The following is a 19,969-nucleotide window of genomic DNA, read 5'->3' on the forward strand; positions in this document are numbered from 1 at the left end:
GAGGGGCTGGCCGACAGTCGTTAGACCGGTCGGCCAGCCCCTCGTCGTCGTTGCAGGCGTCAACCGCGCTCCTCACGCAAGAAGTTGCGCAGCACCGTCTGCAGGATGCCCCCGTTGCGGTAATACTCAATCTCAATCTGGCTGTCGAGGCGCAGCACCACAGGGAAGGAAAAGCGGCTGCCATCCTCCCGCGTCGCGGTGACGGTCAACTCCTGGCCCGGTGTGAGGTCGCCCGACAACCCGAGGATGTCGAACGTCTCGCGCCCGGTGATGCCGAGCGTCCGCCAGCTGTCACCCGGTTTGAACTGGAGCGGCAGCACGCCCATGCCCACCAGGTTGCTGCGGTGGATGCGTTCGAAGCTCTCGGCGATGACGGCGCGCACACCGAGCAGCGCGGTTCCTTTCGCCGCCCAGTCGCGGGAACTGCCGGTACCGTACTCCTTGCCCGCGATGACGACGAGCGGACGTCCTTCCGCCTTGTACCGCATCGCGGCGTCGTAAATCGACATCAGCTCCCCGCTCGGGAAGTGGATGGTGACGCCGCCTTCCGTGCCCGGCGCGACCTGGTTGCGGATGCGGATGTTGGCGAACGTGCCGCGCATCATCACCTCGTGGTTGCCCCGGCGCGATCCGTACGAGTTGAAGTCGGCCGGCTGAATACCGCGCTCGGTCAGATACTTGCCTGCCGGGCTGTTGGGTGCGATGCTGCCGGCTGGCGAGATGTGGTCGGTGGTGACCGAGTCGCCGAGCAGCGCGAGCACCCGTGCCTGCTTCACATCGCCTGTGTCCGGCAGGTCAGCGGACAATCCTGCAAAGAACGGCGGCTCTTGGATATACGTGGAGTTCGGATCCCACGCGTACATCTCGCCCACGGCCGTCTCGAGGGCGTTCCAGCGTTCGTTGCTGGTGAAGACACCCTCATAGCGCTTCTTGAACATCTCCGGCGTGATGACCGAACGAATGGTCTCGGCCACTTCCTGCTCGCTCGGCCAGATGTCGCGCAGATACACCGGTTGGCCCGACCTGTCGGTGCCGAGCGGTTCGTGCAACAGGTCGATGTCGATGGTACCCGCCAATGCGTAGGCGATGACGAGCGGCGGCGAGGCGAGATAGTTGGCTCGGACCAGCGAGTGGATGCGCCCCTCGAAGTTGCGGTTGCCGGACAGGACGGCGGCCACCAACAGATCGTTCTCCGCAATGGCCTTCGCCACTTCTTCCGGCAGCGGTCCGCTGTTCCCGATGCAGGTGGTGCAGCCGTAACCGACCACATCGAAGCCGAGCGCCGACAGCGGCTCCAACAGACCCGCCTTTTCCAGGTAGTCGGTGACGACGCGGGACCCCGGCGCGAGGCTGGTCTTCACATGCGCGGGCGGTACCAAGCCGCGCTCGTGCGCCTTCTTCGCGAGCAGTCCGGCGCCGACCATCACCGACGGGTTGGAGGTGTTGGTGCAGCTCGTGATGGCGGCAATCACGACCGCCCCCGTCCGCAAGGTCGATGTCCTGCCGTTCGCGTGCGTCACCGTCACTTCCTTGGCCCGCTGTTCCTCGCGGAGACCAAAGCCGCCCTGCTCGACCGGTTTCTCCAGCGCCGCGCGGAAATTCGCCTGTACATCGCGCAGCTCAATCTTGTCCTGCGGCCGCTTCGGGCCGGCCAACGTCGCGTGCACGGTCGACAGGTCGAGTTCGATGGTGTCGGTGAACACCGGATCGGGCGTATCATCCGTGCGGAACAACCCTTGGGCCTTGCAATACGCTTCCACCAGCTGGACCAGTTGCTCATCGCGGCCGGTTGCGCGCAGGTAGTTGAGGGTCTCCGCGTCGACAGGGAAGAAGCCCATTGTCGCCCCGTACTCGGGAGCCATATTGGCGACCGTCGCGCGGTCGGCCAGGCTGATATGGCTCAGTCCCGGACCGTAGAACTCGACGAACTTGCCGACGACGCCTTTCTTGCGCAGGATGTTCGTCACCGTCAGCGCGAGGTCGGTGGCGGTCGCCCCCTCGGGCAGTTTGCCGGTCAGCTTGAAGCCGATGACCTCCGGCAACAGTTGATACAAAGGCTGGCCGAGCATGCAGGCCTCCGCCTCGATGCCGCCCACGCCCCAGCCGAGCACCCCGACGCCGTTGATCATGGTCGTGTGCGAGTCGGTGCCGACGAGCGTGTCCGGGAACACCACGGTCTCGCCGCCCATCTCCTTCTGTTGCACGACTTTGGCCAAGAACTCCAGGTTCACCTGGTGCACGATGCCGGTGCCGGGGGGCACGACGCTGAAATTGGCAAAGGCGGTCTGCGCCCACCGGAGGAACTTGTACCGCTCTTCATTGCGTTCGAATTCTTTGCGGATGTTGTATTCGAGCGCTTCGCGGGATGCGAACGCGTCGACTTGGACCGAGTGATCGATGACGAGATCGACGGGGATGAGGGGATTGATTCGCTTCGGGTCGCCGCCCAAGCGGTGCATCGCCGCGCGCATCGCCGCCAGGTCGACCACGGCCGGAACGCCGGTGAAGTCCTGCAGGAGGATGCGGGCCGGTTTAAACGGAATCTCCATCCGCTGCGGCGCCGCGGCGTTCCAATTGGCCAGCGCGCGGACGTGATCGACGGTCACGGCCTTGCCGTCCACCTGGCGCAGGACCGCTTCCAGCAAGATCTTGATGGAGAACGGCAGCTTGGAGACAGGGCCGACACCTTGTTCCTCGAGGGAAGACAGCCGGAAGTAGGTGTACGGCTTGCCGTTCACGGTAAGGGTGTTGCGGACGTTGAACGGATCCTGAAGGACATGTGCGGTCGCCATACGTGATCCTCCACTCTCTCTGTCATCTGAGTGTCCTGCGGCGATCCCGCGCCAGATGGTCAGACCGGACACAGTTTCGCCACAGGTCAAGCCAAGGCGGGTGCCTTGCGGACACGCAGGCACCCGGGCGGTAGCAGAGATCAGTCCTTTGTCACTCTACTACCAAAGGGCGGGCAGGCGCAAGACGGTCGCCGCCGCGCGCGCTTCCGCCGCTTCGCGCGCGTGTGCCGGCTCACAGACGAATGTGCAGGACGGCGTGTTGTACCCGGCCGTCGGGCAAATACACCGTCACCGACATCTGTCCGCGCCGTGCGTCATAGGCAGCGTCCGCGATGGTCCGCTGCCTGCCGGTGCGCGGGTCGGAGGTGACGATGGTCAACAGTTGGCCGTGATCGAACGTGGCGTACAACCGCATCATGCGCACGGCGAACGCCTCCCAGTCCGCAGGCGGCGGCGGGTGGGCGACCGAGAGCACGTACGACACCGGCGAGAGCCCGGTTCCGTCGTCGATCTCGGTGAGCGTCCCAATCCGGTGCTCGACGACGTACTGGTAAAACGACTGTTTGTGCGCCTTGGCGCGCTCCGCCTCGATAAGACCGACGGCTTCGTACAAGCTGAGCGGGATGGCCAGGATCCCCGTGAGCCAGACCACCAGCCACACCCGGCTTCGGCGCGTGCGGCGGTCGAACGCCGTATCCGCCACCGTCCTCCCTCTCCCATCTTGCGTGTTGTGACCGATTATACTAAACCGATTTGGCGGAGGCCATCCACGGATTTGGCGGCGGCCATCCACGGCGGCCGCTCCGCACCGTCGCGGATGCCGGCCTTTTGCGGGGTCCCACGCGGTGGTTGGCCGTTGTGCGGAGCGTGAAGCTGTGCGGAGCGTGAAGATGATGCGAGCCCCTCGCCCGTGCTATCCTGGGATCAGTGTGCAGGGGCTGGCGGACCGGCGGCACGGCGCGGAAATGTCCACGCCATCCGCCGGCGTACCGAAAGGGGAGAGTGGCATGAGGCGGTTGTCCGTCATCTTGTTGATGTTGCTGACTGTGTTCATCGGCTTCGGGCTGATCATCCCGGTCTTGCCGCTGATGATCACCGATGCGGGCGCGCGGGCGTACCACTTGGGATTGATGTTGGCGGCGTACTCGGCGGTTTCGTTTTTTGTCTCGCCTTGGTGGGGGCGGCTGTCCGACCGGATTGGGCGCAAGCCGGTGCTCATCATCGGCCTCGTCGGGTTTGCGGCGGCGTTCGCTGTATTCGGTCTCGCCAAGGGCATGCTCTGGCTGATGTACGTTTCCCGGTTGGTCGGGGGCGGTTTCTCCGGGGCTGTCACCGCGACCGCGATGGCCTACATCGCCGACGTGACCGGGGTGGAAGACCGGACGAAGGGCATGGCGATGGCGGGGATGGTCATCGGCCTGGGGTTCATCATCGGTCCGGCGGTCGGCGGCGCGCTCAGCAGCTTCGGCATCGCGGTGCCGTTCTTCGCGGCGGCAGGCTTGGCACTGCTGAATGCCTTGGTGGGCGCTGTCTTGCTGCAGGAATCGCTGGCGCCGGAAATGCGGCAAACGCGGCGGGAAGAGCCGGCGGGTTCCCGTTGGGCGGCGTTCAGCGGACCGCTCAAATACCTGTACATCGTCGATTTCATCGCCCAGTTTTGCATCTCGTCGCTGGAAGGCGTCTTTCAATTGTTTGAGATGGCCGCCATCGGCGCCACGGCGCGACAGATCGGTTACATGTTCGCCATCTCCGGGTTGTGCGGAGCGTTGGTGCAGGGCGGCATCGTGCGCAATTATGTGAAGCACGGCCGGGAAGTGCCGGCGATGTACGCCGGGCTCATCGTCTCCGGCATTGGCCTGCTTGCCCTCCTCCTGTCGGTCGACTTCTGGACTGCCACCCTGTTCATGACCGTGTTCGGGGTCGGCAACACGGTCATCAAGCCGACGCTGACGTCGCTCATCACCAAGGAGACGAAGGTGGGGCAAGGCCAGGCGAACGGCTTGCTCTCTTCGATGGACAGCCTGGCGCGCATCATCGGCCCCATCCTCTCCAGTTCCCTGTTCGAAGTGCATCACGACCTGCCGTTTGTGGTGACGGCCGCGGTCGCGTTTGCCGGCATCGCACTGGTGGCCGCCTATCGCCGCGGGTCGAACCGCCATGCCTCCATGACCGGGGCGACGTGACGCCCCGGCCCGCGGCGCCTTGACGCTGGCAAGTCTACTTAATAAACTGAAAGAGCAGGTAGAGGGCGGCGAACGCGTGAAGGAGGGTGTCGTGTGCATTGGTGGCTGCCGGTTGAATTGACGCAGATGGCGCACAAGGTGGACACCTTGTTCTATGTGATGCTTTTCGTCGTCACATTTTTCTTTTTACTCGTGGAGGTTCTGCTCATCACATTTCTCATTCGTTACCGGCGTACTCGGACAAATCAGGTCGGTGCTCCGGTCCACGGCAACAACGTCTTGGAAACCATCTGGACGCTCGTGCCCACCCTCATCCTCGTCTTCCTTGGCGTGTACAGCGTGCGCTACGTGTACGCCCTGCAGACCCCGGTCGCCACGCCCAATGTGATCCATGTCATCGGCCACGAATGGTACTGGGAGTTCAGGTATCCCAACGGGGTGGTCACCCAGAACGACCTGCGCGTCCCCGCCGGGCAGCCGGTGCTGTTCGACATCACCTCGGGCGACGTGGTGCACGGCTTCTACATCCCGGCGGTACGCATTCAGCAGGACGCGGTGCCCGGGCGGCTCACGCAGTTCTGGGTCACCGCCGATGCCAAGGACGTCGGCCGGCGCTTCGAGGTGCCGTGCGACCAGTTCTGCGGCGCCGGGCATCCGAAGATGATCGCGTGGATGACCGTGATGTCGCCCGCCGACTACCAGGCGTGGCTGAACCAACAGAAGGAGAAGTCACCCGGCGCGTCCTCAGGTTCCTGAACGCAGGGTTCTGCGGGAGAGACCGGCATGTTGTGCGCGTGATCGCGGTGAAGGGAGGAGACAAGCGGGTATGGAAGCGGTTTGGCAAGCTCCGCAACAGGCGGCCGCACGGGAGCGCTCGTTTCTCCGGGAGTGGGTGCTCACGGTCGATCACAAGAAGATTGGCATCATGTACGGGGTCACCGGCCTGTTCTTCTTTTTGGTCGGCGGCTTGTTCGCGCTCCTTGTCCGCACGCAGTTGCTCAATCCGGCCGGCACATTGTTCAGCAGCCAGCAGTTTAACGAGTTTTTCACGATGCATGCCACGGTGATGATCTTCGCGGTCATCATTCCGGTGCTCACGGGCGCGTTCGGCAACTATCTGGTGCCGCTGCAAATCGGGGCGCGCGACATGGCGTTTCCGCGCATGAACGCGCTCAGCTACTGGTTGTACCTCGCTTCGGGTATCATTCTCTTGCTCAGCATGGTCTTTGGCATGCCCGACGCCGGGTGGACGGCATACCCGCCGTACAGCCTGCAATCTCCGGGCCCCGGCATTGATTTCTGGGTGACCGCGGTCCACCTCGCGGGTTTGTCGTCCATCCTCGGCAGCATCAACTTCATCGTGACCATCTTCAAGATGCGCGCGCCCGGGATGACGTTTCACCGCATGCCTTTGTTCACGTGGAGCATGCTGGTGACGGCGTTCATGCAGTTGTTCGGGACGCCGGCGCTGGCGGGCGCGGTGACGACGCTGCTTTTGGATCGCCACTTCGGGACCGTGTTTTACAACAGCTCCGCCGGCGGCGATCCGATGCTGTACCAGCACCTGTTCTGGTTTTACTCGCACCCGGCGGTGTACATCATGATCCTGCCCGCGTTCGGGATCATCTCGGAAGTCCTGCCCGTGTTTTCGCGTAAGCCCATCTTCGGGTATCACGCCATTGCGTATTCCAGCGTCGGCATCGGATTTTTAGGGTTTTTCGTGTGGGCGCACCACATGTTTGTGGCCGGGATGTCGTTGCAAGCGGGAATCCCGTTCATGATCACGTCGCTCATCATCGCCGTCCCGACGTCGGTGAAGATTTTCAACTGGCTGGCGACGATGTGGCGGGGGGCCGTGGAATACACGGTGCCGATGATGTTCGCCTCGCTCGGATTCATCGGTTCATTCATCATCGGCGGGTTCAGCGGCTTGATTGTCGCGTCGGTGCCGCTGGACATGCACCTGCACGATACGTATTTCATCGTCGCCCACATCCATTACGTGTTGTTCGGCGGTGCGGTGATGTGCATCATGGCCGGCCTGCATTTCTGGTTCCCGAAGGTCACCGGCCGCATGTTCAACAACCGGTTGGGTTATTGGTCGTTCTGGCTGTACTTCATCGGCACGCAGGTGACCTTCTTTCCGATGCATTTCATGGGTTTGGCCGGCATGCCGCGGCGGATTGCCAGCTATCCGGCGGAGTTTCAGCTCTGGAACGTCGTGGCGACCATCGGGGCGTACATCCTGGGCCTCGGCACCATCCTCATCATGATCAACTTGGTTTGGAGTGCGGTGTACGGGCCGCGCGTGAGCAGCAACCCGTGGGGTGCGCGCACGCTCGAGTGGACGGTGTCTTCGCCGCCGCCTGAGCACAACTTCGACGATATCCCGGTGGTCACGGAGAATCCGTACCAGCCGTACGGAGAGCCGGAGCCGCAGCCCGGCTTCGCGCCCGTGTGACGGAGCGGCCTTGCGCAGTTTTCCGCTGGCGGCGGTTTTGCGCCGCCGGTTCGATGCCGTCATCCTGTCACAGATTTGAAAGGTTTCTCACGCGCAATGGTGGCCATGATCCTGTAGACTATAGGGTGGGACGCAAACGGGCATCGCCGTATCGACAGCGAAGGAGGAGTCCCGATGACCTATCGGTTACCGCTCGCCACCACGCTGGCCATCGCCGTGCAAATGGTCCTCGGCGGCCTCGTCGTCGGGGAAGACGCGGGTTTTGTTTGCCCTGACTGGCCGCTGTGCCATGGCCAGCTTTTACCCAAACTGACCGGCCTGGTGGTTTTGGAGCTGGTGCACCGCGCGTCCGCCCTGTTGGTCTCCGTGTTGTTCATCGCCACCCTGGTGTCCGTCTGGCGCCATCACCGCCGGGATAAGTGGATGGTGCGGGCTGTGTGGGGCGCGACGGCCTCCCTGGCTCTTCAGGTGGTGGTCGGCGGCCTCATCGTGCTGCTCAAGCTCCCCGGCATCGTCACCACCATCGATGTCATGAACAGCATGTTGATGCTCGGGTTGTTCGTGTTCATCACCACCTTGGCCTATGTCCGCGGACATGCGGGGGAGTTCACGGACGGGCAGGCGCAGGCGCGCGTGCGTGCGCTCCAGGTTCCGTCGGCCGCATTGTTTGCCGCGACCGCGTTCGCGGTGTTTGTCGGGGCGGTGTTTCGCCACAGCGGCGCGAGTGAAGCGCTGTTTGGCCGCATGGACTACTTGCAGAGCCACGGTCAGACGGTGCCGCCGAGCCTCGGCGTTTCCAATGCGCTGCTCGCCCTGCATGCGGTCACCGGTGTGCTGCTGGTGGCGGCAGCGGCTTGGTTCGTCGTCGGCAGCTTACGCGCAGGGGCGCTGAAAGGTTGGTCGGTGTGGACGGCGGTGTGCGTGCTCATGGAGTGGGTCCTCGGGATGTTGACATTGCTGACCGGACTCGATCTCGTCCTCGCGACGCTGCACTGGACGATGGCGGCCTGTTTGTTTGGCTTGGCCAGCTTTGCGTTGTCCTACACCACACTGGCGGTGCGGCTGCATACGGCCGGCCGGCAGGCAGGGCATCCTGAGGACGAAGCGGTGGTCCATCCGTGGACCGAACCCGGTCCAGCCCGGTCTTGACGGCCCGAAAGGAGGTCCTGCACATGGGAGCACGCAGCCTTGCAATGGGGTCCGGTACGGAAGCAGTGGTCGCGGAGCAGCGGACGTGGCGCCACGTGGTGTCGCAATGCCGGGACCTGGTCTCGCTGACCAAAGTCGGGATCACGGTGGCAAACCTGATGGCGACCTTCGCAGGGTACTGGGTCGGTTGCCACGGCCACCCGCAGTGGGGATCCCTGGTATGGACGTTGCTCGGCGCCGCGCTGGTCGTCGCCGCCGGTGCGACGTTGAACAACTATATCGACCGCGATATCGACGACCGCATGGAGCGGACGAAGACGCGCGCGCTGGTCACGGGGAAGGTGTCGCCGCAGACGGCGCTCTGGTTCGGTGTTTCGCTCGGTGTGGCCGGGACCGCCGTGCTCGCGCTCGGGGTCAATTTGACCGCGGCCGCCTGCGGGCTCGCCGGGCTGGTGATGTACGCGTACGTGTACACCGTGTGGCTCAAACGGACGACGACGTTGAGCACCGTCTTGGGCGGAGCTGCCGGTGCGGCACCGCCGTTGTTGGGTTGGGCGGGCGGCAGCGGCGGCAGCCTCGGCCTGAGCGCCTGGGTGCTGTTCACGGTGTTTTTCCTGTGGCAACCCCCGCATTTCCTGCCGCTTGCGATGCGCCGGTCGGAGGAATACCGGGCGGCCGGCATCCCGATGTTGCCTGTCGTCCGCGGCTTTGTGGAGACGAAGGTGCAGATCTTGCTCTACACCGTCGCCATGGTCGTGACCTCGTGGTTTCTCTACCTGCTCGGCGACGAAAACGTGCTGTACCTGCTGACCGTTCTGGTCCTCGGCGTTGGGTACGTGTACCAGGCGGTGCGCGGGTTGTTCGTCACGGATGACCTGGCGTGGGCGGCCAAGGTGTTTCGTTATTCGCTCATCTATTTGACGGTGTTGTGCGTGGCATTGGTGTTGGGGGTTGTCCGCTGACAACCTGCCGGCACCAGCCCGCCGCCAAACCCGTGAGGAGGGAACCGGCATGGCGGTGCAACCAGTGCACGGCCACGTGGCGCACGACGAACACGTCGATCATCAAGGGAACGCCAACCTGGCGGTATGGTTGGGGCTCATCGCCCTTACGTTCACCACGGCGACGTTTGTCGCCACCAATGTCTATTTGCGCGCCTGGAGTCCGGCGAAGTTCGACCTCAGCCCCCTCAAGCTGCAGGGGCTCCCGTATCAGACCATGTTGTTCCTGCTCATCTCGGGCGTGTTGCTGTTCATTGCGGGGGCATTCTTCGTGCGCAACGCGTGGCATGGGTTCCGCGTGACGCTGGCGCTGACCACACTGTCTTTCTTCGCCGTGCTCGTGTTGCAATTTCGCATAATGGTCTGGTTCACCTACGCGAGCAAGCAGATTGCGACCATTTATACGCCAAGTGCATTCATCGAGTTCGCGCTGGTGGTGCTCTCGGTCATCCTGCTGGCCATTGGCGGTTGGTTCGCAAGTTTTGCGAGCAAACGGCGCATCAACCGTTTCTTTCCTGTCGCGATGAACGTATGGTTGTACACCGTCTTTGCGGGCATCGTGATGATGTTGTTGGAAAACGTGATGACGGTGGGCGAGTTCGCAGCCTGGTGCGGCCAGCACCTCACCTGAACGGCCGCACGGAGAGTGGATGAAGTCGCGCACGGAGGGTGGATGCACATGCAACTCATCCTGTTCGCTTTCGGACTGTTCGTGTTCGTGGGGTTGAATCTGTTGATTTTGCGCTACACGACCTACCTGTCAAACGCGAAAAAACAGCCGTGAGACGGCTGTCCGATTTCAGAAGGTTTTCGTGAAACGGGCGTTCAGGTGAGCGGAGCGGGATTCGTGGCATCATCCGGAGAACCGGCTCCGTTCAAACAAACATGCACCGGGGATGCCCCTTTCACAGCGGAAAGAGGACCCGGTGCCCCGCCTGCATGTTCATTTCCAATGATGGCCGCGCACGCGGGTCCACTTCCGGTTCCCGTTCGTTGTCTCGGGAAATGTGTCCCCCTTGCGCAACCGCACCCGCCGCGGGTTTCGGATGTGGTTCCCGCTGTCCGGGTGTTCGCCGATTTCGATGTACTCTCCGTCGTTGGGCACTTCCCAGCCCGGTTCAAACTGGTTGTGTTGACCCACAAGCATCCCCTCCGTGGGGATAGTATCCACGGTGGGGATGAGCCGCGATGCGCCCCGAACCTTGACAATCCATGCCGCAGCCAACAAACGGTGTCAGGCGATGGTGACCTCGTCGCAGAGGTACACATCCTGGATGGCATGCAGGAGTTGCACACCTTCCTCCATCGGCCGCTGGAACGCCTTGCGCCCGGCGATGAGCCCCATGCCGCCCGCGCGTTTGTTGATGACCGCCGTCCGAACCGCTTCGGCGAAGTCGTTCGATCCGGATGCGCCGCCGGAGCTGATGAGGCCAATTTTGCCCATGTAGCAATTGGCCACTTGGTAGCGGGTTAAATCGATGGGATGGTCGGTGGTCAGCTCGGTGTAGATCCGCTCGTCCGTCTTGCCGTAGCTGCTGCCCTCCATGTTCAGGGCCTTGAAGCCGCCGTTGCACTCGGGGAGCTTCTGCTTGATGATGTCCGCCTCGATGGTCACGCCCAGGTGGTTGGCTTGTCCGGTGAGGTCCGCCGCGACATGGTAGTCGACGCCGTCCTTCTTGAAAGCCGGGTTACGCAGGTAACACCAGAGGATGGTGAACATGCCGAGCTCGTGTGCCTGATAGAACGCCTCGCTGACCTCCTGGAGTTGGCGCGTCGATTCTTCCGAACCGAAGTAGATGGTGGCACCGATGCCCACGGCGCCCAACTCCCACGCTTGGCGGACCCGGGCGAACATCACCTGGTCGAACTTGTTCGGGTAGGTCAGCAGCTCGTTGTGGTTGATCTTGACGATGAACGGAATTTTGTGGGCGTACTTGCGCGAGGTGAGCGCCAGGACGCCGAGCGTGGACGCGACGCCGCTGCAGCCGCCTTCGATGGCCAGTTTGACGATGTTCTCAGGATCAAAGTAAGCGGGGTTTTTCGCAAACGACGCACCGGCCGAGTGCTCGATGCCTTGATCCACCGGGAGGATGGACACGTATCCCGTGTTGGCCAGCCTGCCGTGCCCGAACAAGGCCTGGAGGTTGCGCAAGACCTGGTTGTTGCGGTTGGAGTGCGCGTACACCTCGCTGACGACGTCCGGCGAGGGCAGCGTGAGCTTCTCCTTCGGGATGGTGCGGCACGTGTGGTTGAGCAGGTCATCTGCCTCCGCACCCAGGTAGGCGACAATGCGGTCGATTGTCTTCTCTGCCATCGTTCAACTCCACCCCTGTGTCGTTGCGCCGTCCAAAAGGTGAGGCGGCGTCCGTGCATACGACTACTGTACCAAAACACACGAGCCTTGGGAATCCGCTGTGCAATCTGTTGTATAATGATGTCGGGTTTGTGCAAGGATCATCGTTCTGCGGTTGAGCCGCGTCTGTTCGGTTCAAACATCGGGTACATTCCACGTTTCGATACGGAGTCGATCCACCATGTACCATAGAACGCAAACGCGTCCGGTGCGCGTGGGGAATGTCGTCATCGGCGGCAGCGACCGGGTCGTCATCCAGAGCATGACGAGCACGAAGACGGCCGATGTGGAGGCCACGGTGGCCCAGATCCACCGCCTCGAGGAAGCTGGGTGCGAGGTGGTCCGCGTGACCGTCAACACCCGGGAGGCTGCCGAAGCCATCCGGGAGATCAAGCGGCGGATCCACATCCCGCTCGTGGCCGACATCCATTTTGATTACCGCTTGGCGCTGGCCGCCATTGAGAACGGCGTGGACAAGGTGCGTATCAATCCCGGAAACATCGGGAAGCGCGACCGTGTGGAGGCGGTGGTGCGCGCGTGCAAGGAACGCGGCATTCCCATCCGCATCGGCGTCAACGCCGGATCGCTGGAACAGCACATTCTCGAAAAGTACGGATACCCGACGGCCCAAGGCATGCTGGAGAGCGCCCTGTACCACATTCGCATCCTCGAGGAGCTCGATTTTCACGACATCATCGTATCGATGAAGGCGTCCGACGTGCCGCTCGCCATCGAGGCGTACAAGCTGGCTGCGGAGACGTTCGACTATCCGCTGCATCTCGGCATCACCGAATCGGGCACATTGTTCGGCGGCACCATCCGCAGCGCGGCCGGATTGGGCGCGCTGCTGGCGATGGGCATCGGCAACACCATCCGCGTTTCGCTCAGCGCGGATCCGGTGGAAGAGGTGAAGGTGGCGCGCGAATTGCTCAAATCGTTCCACCTCATCTCCAACGCGCCGACACTCGTCTCCTGCCCCACCTGCGGGCGGATTGACATCGACCTCATCGCCGTGGCCAATGAGATTGAAGCGTACCTGCAGCACATTCGGGCGCCCATCAAGGTATCGGTGCTCGGTTGTGCGGTCAACGGTCCCGGGGAGGCCCGCGAGGCGGACATCGGCATCGCGGGCGGCCGGGGTGAAGGATTGCTGTTCCGCAAAGGCAAGGTCATCCGCAAGGTGCCGGAGGCGGAGTTGGTCACGGCGTTGAAGGAGGAGATTGACGCGCTGGCGCGTCAGTACCAAGAGACCGGGTCGCTCGACTGAACCCAGGTCAGGCCCATGCGGATTGCGCGCGAGGAGGGGAACGGATGCAGCGGCCGTGGGCGGATCGCCCGTTGGGCATGCGCGATATCTATCCAGAGGAAGCGCGCCGGCGGCGTGACTTGGAGAACCACCTGTTGGCTTATTTCGAGCGCCACGGGTTTGCGCAGGTGTCGAGCGGAGCCCTCGAATACGTCGATTCCCTCTTGCGCGGCCGCCCGTCGTCGCAGGCGGCCGCTTGGATCCAATGGTTCGACATGTCGGGGCGGGCTATCGCCCTGCGTCCGGACATGACGCCGGCCATCGCCCGCATGGCGGCGCCTGCCGTCGGGCGCGGCAGGATACCCATCCGTTGGTGTTACGCGGAGCGGGTCTACCACCGACCGGCCGATCCGGCGCTTGTCACGTGGTCGAGCGGCCGTCCGGTGGAGTGGACACAGGTGGGCGTGGAATGGATTGGCGAGCGGGGCACGGACGTGGACTGCAGCCTGCTCGAACTGTGCCAAGGGGCGCTGGCGTCGCTGGCGCTCCAGGGGTGTCAGACCGTGGTGGGCCACGCCGGGTTCACACCGGCGTTCCTCGAGGCGGCAGGGATCGCGCCGGACGAGGTGAAACCCTTGCTCGATCTGCTCGCCGAGGGGGATTATGTCGGCTTTCGCACCCAAGCTGCGCGCGCGGGCGCGGACACGGACATGCTTGCGGCATTGTCCCGTCTCGACCCGTTCACGGGAATCCGACTTGTGGAAGCCCTTGGCGGGCGGTGGCGGATGGACGCACCGGGTGCGGCCGCGGCCGAAGCGGCGTGGCGCGAACTCGTCAGCCTGGCGGAAGCGCTGCGCAGACGCGGACTCGAGGCGGCCATCTCGTTCGACCTCTCGCTGTACCGCAGCCTCCCCTATTATACGGGCATCATCTTCGAGGTATTCGCACCCGGGGTCGGGGCACCCATCGGCTACGGCGGCCGTTACGACGGGCTGCTCGCCCACTACGGGGCGGACGCGCCGGCGGTCGGGTTCAGCTTTGAGGCAGAGCGCCTGCTGACGGCGCTCGGCGAGGGGGAGGGATGAGCGGTGCTGACCATCGCGCTCGCCAAAGGCCGCACGGCGGACGACGTGTTGCCGCTGTGGCGGCGGGCCGGCATCCCGGTCCCTGCGGACATCGACGACAGCCGGGCACTGGTCTTCGAGCTGGCCGGCACCCCGTTCGGGGATCTGCGGTATTTGCTGGCCAAGCCGGTGGACGTGCCCACATATGTCCAGTTCGGGGTCGCCGACATCGGAGTGGTCGGCAAGGACATCCTGCTCGAGTACGATCGCGACGTCTATGAGTTGCTCGACCTGGGAACGGGTTATTGCAAGCTGTGTGTGGCCGGCCGGGCGGTGCACAAAAACACCCGGCCGCGGCGGGTGGCAACCAAGTACCCGCGCCTCGCGGACGAATACTTCCGGAGCCAAGGGGCCGACGTGGAGATCGTCACCTTGAGCGGTTCCATCGAGCTGGCGGCGGTCATCGGCCTGACGGAGCGCATCTTCGACCTGGTGCAAAGCGGGGCCACGTTGCGCGCCAACGGGCTCGTGGTCTTCGACGAGGTGCTCGATGTGACGGCCCGCCTCATCGCCAACCGCTCCAGTTACCGCACGAAGCGGGCCGAACTGGAGCGCGTGGTGGCCGCTTTGGAAGCGGTGCTGGCCGGCCAAGAGGAGGAGATGCGCAGATGAAGCTGCGGCGGGTGCGGGCCCGCGACTGGGACTGGCGGCGGACCCCTTCGTCCGATCCGCTGGCCCGCGCGGCGGTGGAAGAGATGGTGGCGGCCGTGCGGCAAGAAGGGGAGCGGGCGGTGCGCCGGCTGACGGCGGAACACGACTGTCGTCCCGAGGCACTCGCACCGGCGTGGTCATTCGCCGTGCCGAGGGAGCGGTTGCAGGCGGCGTGGGAAGCCCTGCCCGAAACCTTGCGGGAAGCCCTGCGCGCGGCGGCGGATCGCATCCGGCGCTTCCATGAGGCGCAAAAGCCGCAGGACGTGGAACTGGCGGGGACGGACGGCGAGCGGTTGGGCATGGTCTGGCGTCCCGTCCCGCGCGTCGGAGTGTACGCACCGGGCGGGCGGGCGGCATATCCGTCGTCGGTGCTGATGAACCTCATCCCCGCCCAGGTGGCGGGTGTGCCGGAGTTGGTACTCGTCTCGCCGCCGAGCGGACCGGACGGCTTTCCCCACCCGCTGGTGTTGGCAGCGGCTTATCTCGCCGGCGTCACGCAGGTGTACCGGGTCGGCGGCGCCCAGGCCATCGCGGCGCTCGCCTACGGGGCCGGCGAGATCCCGAAGGTGGACAAGGTGGTCGGCCCCGGCAACCTGTACGTGGCGCTTGCCAAGCGAGTTGTCATGGGCGATGTCGGGATCGACAGCATCGCCGGCCCGAGTGAGGTGTTCGTGGTGGCGGACGAGACGGCGAACCCGGCGTGGGTTGCCGCGGACCTGTTGGCGCAGGCGGAACATGACGCGGAAGCGGGCGCGGTTCTGGTGACGACGGCACCCGGGCTCGCGGACGCGGTGGAGGCGGAGTTGGCCCGGCAACTGGCGGACCTGCCGCGGCGCGAGTTGGCCGCGAAGGCGCTCGCGGACTGGGGCGCCGTGGTGCTGGCGGAGCGGTGGGAAGAGGCGGTGGCGGTGGTCAACCGGAGCGCGCCCGAGCACGTGGAGTTGCACGTCGCGGAGCCGCGGCGCTGGCTGGCGGCCATCGACTGCGCCGGGGCGGTGTTTCTCGGACCTTACACGCCGGAGCCGGTGGGCGATTATTACGCCGGTCCGAACCACATCCTGCCCACCCACGGCAGCGCCCGCTACGCGTCCGGGCTGTCGGTGTACGACTTTTTGCGCCGCATCACGTACGCGGAGTACACGGCCGAAACCCTGGTCCGCCACACCGGTCACGTGACGGCGCTGGCGCGGGCGGAAGGTCTCGAAGCCCATGCCCGGGCGGTGGAGATTCGCAGGCAAGGAGGCGGGGCGCGGTGAGCGAATGGAAGGCGGGACAACCGGACAGCGTGGCCGCAGGCGGCCAGCCGCGGCATGCGCTCATCCGCCGCCGGACGGGAGAGACCGAGGTGGAGCTGGAGTTGTCGCTGGACGGCAGCGGATTGGCCCAGCTCGACTTCCCCGTGCCGTTTTTGCGCCACATGCTGCACCTGTTCGCCGCCCACGGCCGGTTTGACCTGCGCGTGCAGGCGTCAGGCGACGTGGACGTGGACGACCATCACCTGGTGGAGGACATCGGGCTGTGCCTGGGCCGGGCCATCCACCAGGCGCTCGGGGACAAACGCGGCATCCGGCGCTACGGCGAGCGGCACACCCCGATGGATGAAACGCTGGCGCGCGCCGTGATTGACCTTTCCGGGCGGCCGGCGTTCGTGCTGCAGGCAGCCATCCCGGCGGAGCGCGTCGGGACGTTTCCGACCGAGTTGGTCCGGGAATTCTTCAAGTCGGTGGCGAACGAGGGGCGCATGGCGTTGCACCTGGCGGTGTTGTACGGCGAGGACAGCCACCACATGATTGAAGCGCTGTTCAAGGCGGCGGCGGCCGCGTTGCGCGAAGCGGTGCAGCCGGATACCGGCGGGGTGCCGAGCACGAAGGGGGTATTGGAGTGATTGTCATCCTCGATCCGGGCGTCGGCAACCTGTCGAGCGTACAGAGCGGCTTTGCCCGTGCCGGGAGCGACACGGTGGTCGTCGCCCGCGGCGATGAGTGGTCGGACCTGTTGGCCGCGCGCGGCCGGGACATCTGCGGTGTCGTGCTGCCGGGCGTCGGGGCGTTCGGAGACGCGATGTTCCAGTTGCGCGCCAGCGGCCTGCTCCAGGTGGTGCGGCAGGTGGCGCGCGACGGCATGCCGCTGTTCGGGATCTGCCTCGGGATGCAACTCTTGTTCGGCATGAGCGAAGAGCACGGGACGCACATGGGCCTCGGCCTCATCCCCGGTAAGGTCGTCCGCTTCCGGGTCGACGCCAAGGTGCCGCATATGGGGTGGAACGACCTGGTGTACGTCGCCGACCATCCGCTCCTCACCGGCGTGCGCAAAGGGGACTTCGTGTATTTTGTGCACTCGTACCACGCCGTGCTGCAGGAGCGTGATCATTTGTTGGCGGCGGCCGATTACGCCGGGGTGGAGGTGCCCGCGGTGGTGGCGCGCGGGCATGTGTACGGAACGCAGTTCCATCCGGAGAAGAGCGGTCCTGTCGGCGAGCGCATCCTCGCCAATTTCGTGCGCATCTGTGAAGCCTGGCGCGCGCAAAGGGAGGCCGCTCAGCATGCGGAATGAGTTCGTGCTGTATCCGGCCATCGACATCCTCGGCGGCAAGTGCGTGCGCCTGTTGCGCGGCGAGTACGAACACAAGACCGAGTACAGCGACCATCCCGTCGCGGTCGCCGAGCGCTGGTTGGCCGCCGGCGCCTCGTTTTTGCACGTGGTCGATCTCGACGCCGCCCGGACCGGCGCACCGACGAACGAACAGGTCATCCGCGACGTGGTCCTTCGTGCGGCGGCGGCGGGCGCGAAGGTGCAGGTGGGCGGCGGCATCCGCACCCATGCCGCGATTGAGCGCTGGCTGGCAGCAGGGGTGGCGCGGTGCGTCATCGGCACGGCGGCGCTGCAACCGGGTTGGATAGAGGAAGCGGTGCGCAGGTTTGGCGGCGAGGCGTTGGTCGTCGGCCTCGACGGAAGGGACGGGAAGCTGGCGGTGCACGGATGGACCGACCAGACCGATGTCTCGGTGGTGGACTTGGCGCGTCAGTTCGCGGCGCTCGGGGTCCGCTACGCCCTGGTCACGGATGTCGCGCGGGACGGGACGCTGCAGGGCGCCAATCTCGAGCTGGCGCAGGCCGTGCAAGCGCAGGGTCTCGCCGCCATTGCCTCGGGGGGCATCCGCGACGTGACGGACGTCTTGGCGGCACGGCGCGCCGGGCTCGCCGGCGCGGTGGCCGGGCGGGCGTTGTACGACGGCACGCTCGATTTGCACGCGGCGTACCAGGCGTTGAAGGAGGAAGCGGCATGCTGACGAAACGGATCATCCCTTGCTTCGACGTCTTGGACGGCAGGGTGGTCAAACACGTCGGCTTCCTCCGGAACCGGCGCGACGCGGGCGATCCGGTCGAGTTGGCGGAAGTGTACTGCCGCGAGGGCGCGGATGAACTGGTGCTCCTCGACATCTCCGCCTCAGAAGATGGGCGTTTGGCCACGCGGCGGGTGGTCGAGGCCGTGGCGGCGCGCGTGAACATCCCGCTCACCGTCGGCGGCGGCGTGTCGACCATCGACGACGTGCGGGAGCTGCTGCTCTCCGGTGCCGACAAAGTGTCCATGAACACCGGTGCCGTGCGCAACCCGCAGCTGATTAAGGAAGCGGCTCACCGCTTCGGCGAGCAGTGCGTGGTGGTGGCCATCGACGCCAACCTCAACGAGAAGACGGGCGACTATGAAGTGATGATCCAAGGCGGGAAGATTGGCACCGGGATGAACGTCATCGAGTGGGCGAAAAAGGCGGTGGCGCTCGGTGCCGGCGAGATATTGCTCACCAGCTTCCGCCAGGACGGCACGCGCGAAGGCTACGACGTGCTGCTGACGCGGATGGTGGCGGAGGCGGTGCGGGTGCCGGTCATCGCCAGCGGCGGCGCCGGGAAAAAGGAGCACTTTGCCCGTGTGCTGACGGAGGGCAAGGCGGACGCGGCGTTGGCGGCGAGCGTGTTCCACTTTGCCGAGACATCCATCGGCCAGGTCAAGGCGTATCTGAAGCAGAGAGGGGTGCCGGTGCGGTGGCCGATTTGAGGCAAGAGGACAATGTGCGGCCGCACGGCTCGCTGCCGGAGGGCGCAGCTCAGCAGGGTGGCCGTGCAGACTTCGCCGTACCGGTGACGAAAGAGACGGTGGCCTTGGAGCGGGTGCGCTACGACGCGAAAACCGGCCTGGTGCCGGTGGTCGTGCAAGACGTGCGCACCGGGGCGGTGTTGATGCTGGCGTATGCCGACCGCGAGGCGCTGAAGCGGACGCAAAGTTCCGGTTTGGCCTGGTTCTGGAGCCGGTCCCGCCAGGCGTACTGGTGCAAAGGCGCCACGTCCGGCCATGTGCAGCGGGTGGTGGAGATGCGCATGGACTGCGACGGGGATGCAGTGCTGTACCTCGTGGAACCGGCCGGGCCGGCCTGCCACACCGGCGAGGAGACGTGCTTTTTCCGCCGGGTGGAAAGCAGAGACGGGCAAGGCGGGGCGCAGGCGGCCGCAGACCTGGCGGATGCGGCGGACGTGACCGCGCGTGGTGGAACGTTGGCAGACGATGCAGACGGACCTGAGCCGGCGTTGGCGCAACACGGCGCACCTGCGGCCGCAGACGACGTCCTTGGCCGGTTGTGGGCCGTGATCGAAGAGCGGTGGCGAAAGCGGCCGCAGGGCTCGTACACCACGTTGCTGTTCGAACAGGGCATCGACAAGGTGGCCAAGAAAGTGGGCGAGGAAGCGGTCGAGGTGGTGATTGCGGCGAAGAACGCGGCGGACGGCGCTGACCCGGCGGCTGGCATGGAAGCGGATGCGGCAGGGCGCTCGGAGCGAGAGCGGCGCAACCCGGGACGGACAGCGTTGGCTTCGGAAAGCGCCGACCTGTTGTATCACCTGCTGGTCTTGTGGCGGAGCGCCGGTCTGCGGCCGCAGGACGTATACGAGGTGTTGCGCAGCCGGTTGTCATAGTCGATCGCTTGATGCTTGGCGGGCTGAGCCGCTTGTTTCCCGATG

19 protein-coding genes are annotated in these 19,969 nt (G+C 65.0%); 15 read left to right on the forward strand and 4 right to left on the reverse strand.

Annotated elements, in window-relative coordinates; translation table 11 throughout:
• Nucleotides 1-59: 59 nt before the first annotated feature.
• Complete coding sequence (gene acnA / locus IEX97_RS04215; protein WP_188881332.1) at nt 60-2,792, reverse strand: aconitate hydratase AcnA; 2,733 nt, start codon at nt 2,790-2,792, stop codon at nt 60-62.
• A gap of 232 nt (nt 2,793-3,024) precedes the next feature.
• Nucleotides 3,025-3,495 (reverse strand): hypothetical protein, encoded by a 471-nt coding sequence (locus tag IEX97_RS04220; RefSeq protein ID WP_188881333.1) that lies wholly within the window; start codon nt 3,493-3,495, stop codon nt 3,025-3,027.
• 304 nt (nt 3,496-3,799) lie between these two features.
• Here IEX97_RS04220 and IEX97_RS04225 point away from each other — a divergent pair, with 304 nt between their 5' ends.
• The 6 genes from IEX97_RS04225 (at nt 3,800) to IEX97_RS04250 (ending at nt 10,217) form a co-directional block, all read left to right on the forward strand.
• On the forward strand, nt 3,800-4,975 hold the full coding sequence (locus IEX97_RS04225; protein ID WP_188881334.1) for an MFS transporter: 1,176 nt from the start codon (nt 3,800-3,802) through the stop codon (nt 4,973-4,975).
• A 93-nt stretch (nt 4,976-5,068) separates the two neighbouring features.
• On the forward strand, nt 5,069-5,731 hold the full coding sequence (gene coxB / locus IEX97_RS04230; protein WP_188881335.1) for a cytochrome c oxidase subunit II: 663 nt from the start codon (nt 5,069-5,071) through the stop codon (nt 5,729-5,731).
• 70 nt (nt 5,732-5,801) lie between these two features.
• Nucleotides 5,802-7,436, forward strand: coding sequence for a cytochrome c oxidase subunit I (gene ctaD, locus IEX97_RS04235; protein WP_188881336.1), 1,635 nt, complete (start codon nt 5,802-5,804; stop codon nt 7,434-7,436).
• Nucleotides 7,437-7,610: 174 nt separating this feature from the next.
• Nucleotides 7,611-8,585 carry a COX15/CtaA family protein gene (locus tag IEX97_RS04240; RefSeq protein ID WP_188881337.1) on the forward strand — a complete coding sequence of 325 codons (975 nt, stop codon included), beginning with the start codon at nt 7,611-7,613 and terminating at the stop codon, nt 8,583-8,585.
• A 23-nt stretch (nt 8,586-8,608) separates the two neighbouring features.
• The gene (cyoE, locus tag IEX97_RS04245; RefSeq protein ID WP_188881338.1) at nt 8,609-9,547 is read left to right on the forward strand and encodes a heme o synthase; all 939 of its coding nucleotides are present in this window, start codon (nt 8,609-8,611) and stop codon (nt 9,545-9,547) included.
• A gap of 49 nt (nt 9,548-9,596) precedes the next feature.
• A complete protein-coding gene (locus tag IEX97_RS04250; RefSeq protein WP_188881339.1) occupies nt 9,597-10,217 on the forward strand; it encodes a hypothetical protein in 621 nt (206 codons plus the stop codon).
• Between the two features lie 312 nt (nt 10,218-10,529).
• Here IEX97_RS04250 and IEX97_RS04255 read toward each other — a convergent pair whose 3' ends face one another.
• Together IEX97_RS04255 and IEX97_RS04260 are read right to left on the reverse strand one after the other, a co-directional pair.
• On the reverse strand, nt 10,530-10,727 hold the full coding sequence (locus IEX97_RS04255; RefSeq protein WP_188881340.1) for a YjzC family protein: 198 nt from the start codon (nt 10,725-10,727) through the stop codon (nt 10,530-10,532).
• Between the two features lie 93 nt (nt 10,728-10,820).
• Nucleotides 10,821-11,900 (reverse strand): class I fructose-bisphosphate aldolase, encoded by a 1,080-nt coding sequence (locus IEX97_RS04260; protein ID WP_188881341.1) that lies wholly within the window; start codon nt 11,898-11,900, stop codon nt 10,821-10,823.
• A 220-nt stretch (nt 11,901-12,120) separates the two neighbouring features.
• Here IEX97_RS04260 and ispG point away from each other — a divergent pair, with 220 nt between their 5' ends.
• The 9 genes from ispG to hisIE are packed head-to-tail and all read left to right on the forward strand — an operon-like array spanning nt 12,121 to nt 19,924.
• Nucleotides 12,121-13,206, forward strand: coding sequence for a flavodoxin-dependent (E)-4-hydroxy-3-methylbut-2-enyl-diphosphate synthase (gene ispG / locus IEX97_RS04265; protein WP_188881342.1), 1,086 nt, complete (start codon nt 12,121-12,123; stop codon nt 13,204-13,206).
• Between the two features lie 44 nt (nt 13,207-13,250).
• Nucleotides 13,251-14,270, forward strand: a complete 1,020-nt coding sequence (locus tag IEX97_RS04270; RefSeq protein WP_229776371.1) for an ATP phosphoribosyltransferase regulatory subunit — start codon at nt 13,251-13,253, stop codon at nt 14,268-14,270.
• Nucleotides 14,271-14,273: 3 nt separating this feature from the next.
• A complete protein-coding gene (gene hisG / locus IEX97_RS04275) occupies nt 14,274-14,921 on the forward strand; it encodes an ATP phosphoribosyltransferase (protein ID WP_188881343.1) in 648 nt (215 codons plus the stop codon).
• Complete coding sequence (gene hisD / locus IEX97_RS04280) at nt 14,918-16,216, forward strand: histidinol dehydrogenase (RefSeq protein WP_188881345.1); 1,299 nt, start codon at nt 14,918-14,920, stop codon at nt 16,214-16,216. The genes hisG and hisD overlap by 4 nt, the downstream gene beginning before the upstream one ends.
• A complete protein-coding gene (gene hisB / locus IEX97_RS04285; RefSeq protein WP_308426181.1) occupies nt 16,213-16,845 on the forward strand; it encodes an imidazoleglycerol-phosphate dehydratase HisB in 633 nt (210 codons plus the stop codon). Before hisD ends, hisB begins: the two co-directional genes overlap by 4 nt.
• Nucleotides 16,842-17,513: an imidazole glycerol phosphate synthase subunit HisH gene (gene hisH / locus IEX97_RS04290; protein ID WP_188881346.1), complete on the forward strand. Its 672-nt coding sequence runs from the start codon at nt 16,842-16,844 to the stop codon at nt 17,511-17,513. Before hisB ends, hisH begins: the two co-directional genes overlap by 4 nt.
• Nucleotides 17,503-18,249 carry a 1-(5-phosphoribosyl)-5-[(5-phosphoribosylamino)methylideneamino]imidazole-4-carboxamide isomerase gene (hisA, locus tag IEX97_RS04295; RefSeq protein WP_188881347.1) on the forward strand — a complete coding sequence of 249 codons (747 nt, stop codon included), beginning with the start codon at nt 17,503-17,505 and terminating at the stop codon, nt 18,247-18,249. The genes hisH and hisA overlap by 11 nt, the downstream gene beginning before the upstream one ends.
• Complete coding sequence (gene hisF, locus IEX97_RS04300; RefSeq protein ID WP_188881348.1) at nt 18,243-19,013, forward strand: imidazole glycerol phosphate synthase subunit HisF; 771 nt, start codon at nt 18,243-18,245, stop codon at nt 19,011-19,013. Before hisA ends, hisF begins: the two co-directional genes overlap by 7 nt.
• The gene (hisIE, locus tag IEX97_RS04305; RefSeq protein WP_308426182.1) at nt 19,001-19,924 is read left to right on the forward strand and encodes a bifunctional phosphoribosyl-AMP cyclohydrolase/phosphoribosyl-ATP diphosphatase HisIE; all 924 of its coding nucleotides are present in this window, start codon (nt 19,001-19,003) and stop codon (nt 19,922-19,924) included. The genes hisF and hisIE overlap by 13 nt, the downstream gene beginning before the upstream one ends.
• Nucleotides 19,925-19,969 lie beyond the last annotated feature (45 nt).

Origin of the sequence: Paenalicyclobacillus cellulosilyticus, assembly GCF_014647315.1 — a bacterium.
Lineage (GTDB): Bacteria > Bacillota > Bacilli > Alicyclobacillales > Alicyclobacillaceae > Alicyclobacillus_J > Alicyclobacillus_J cellulosilyticus.

Coding starts and splice junctions, on each gene's coding strand:
- cyoE (WP_188881338.1), top strand. CDS start 8,609: ATGGGAGCACGCAGCCTTGCAATGGGGTCCGGTACGGAAGCAGTGGTC.
- hisD (WP_188881345.1), top strand. CDS start 14,918: ATGAAGCTGCGGCGGGTGCGGGCCCGCGACTGGGACTGGCGGCGGACC.
- IEX97_RS04270 (WP_229776371.1), top strand. CDS start 13,251: ATGCAGCGGCCGTGGGCGGATCGCCCGTTGGGCATGCGCGATATCTAT.
- IEX97_RS04260 (WP_188881341.1), bottom strand. CDS start 11,900: ATGGCAGAGAAGACAATCGACCGCATTGTCGCCTACCTGGGTGCGGAG.
- ctaD (WP_188881336.1), top strand. CDS start 5,802: ATGGAAGCGGTTTGGCAAGCTCCGCAACAGGCGGCCGCACGGGAGCGC.
- IEX97_RS04250 (WP_188881339.1), top strand. CDS start 9,597: ATGGCGGTGCAACCAGTGCACGGCCACGTGGCGCACGACGAACACGTC.
- hisF (WP_188881348.1), top strand. CDS start 18,243: ATGCTGACGAAACGGATCATCCCTTGCTTCGACGTCTTGGACGGCAGG.
- hisA (WP_188881347.1), top strand. CDS start 17,503: ATGCGGAATGAGTTCGTGCTGTATCCGGCCATCGACATCCTCGGCGGC.
- acnA (WP_188881332.1), bottom strand. CDS start 2,792: ATGGCGACCGCACATGTCCTTCAGGATCCGTTCAACGTCCGCAACACC.
- ispG (WP_188881342.1), top strand. CDS start 12,121: ATGTACCATAGAACGCAAACGCGTCCGGTGCGCGTGGGGAATGTCGTC.
- IEX97_RS04225 (WP_188881334.1), top strand. CDS start 3,800: ATGAGGCGGTTGTCCGTCATCTTGTTGATGTTGCTGACTGTGTTCATC.
- IEX97_RS04240 (WP_188881337.1), top strand. CDS start 7,611: ATGACCTATCGGTTACCGCTCGCCACCACGCTGGCCATCGCCGTGCAA.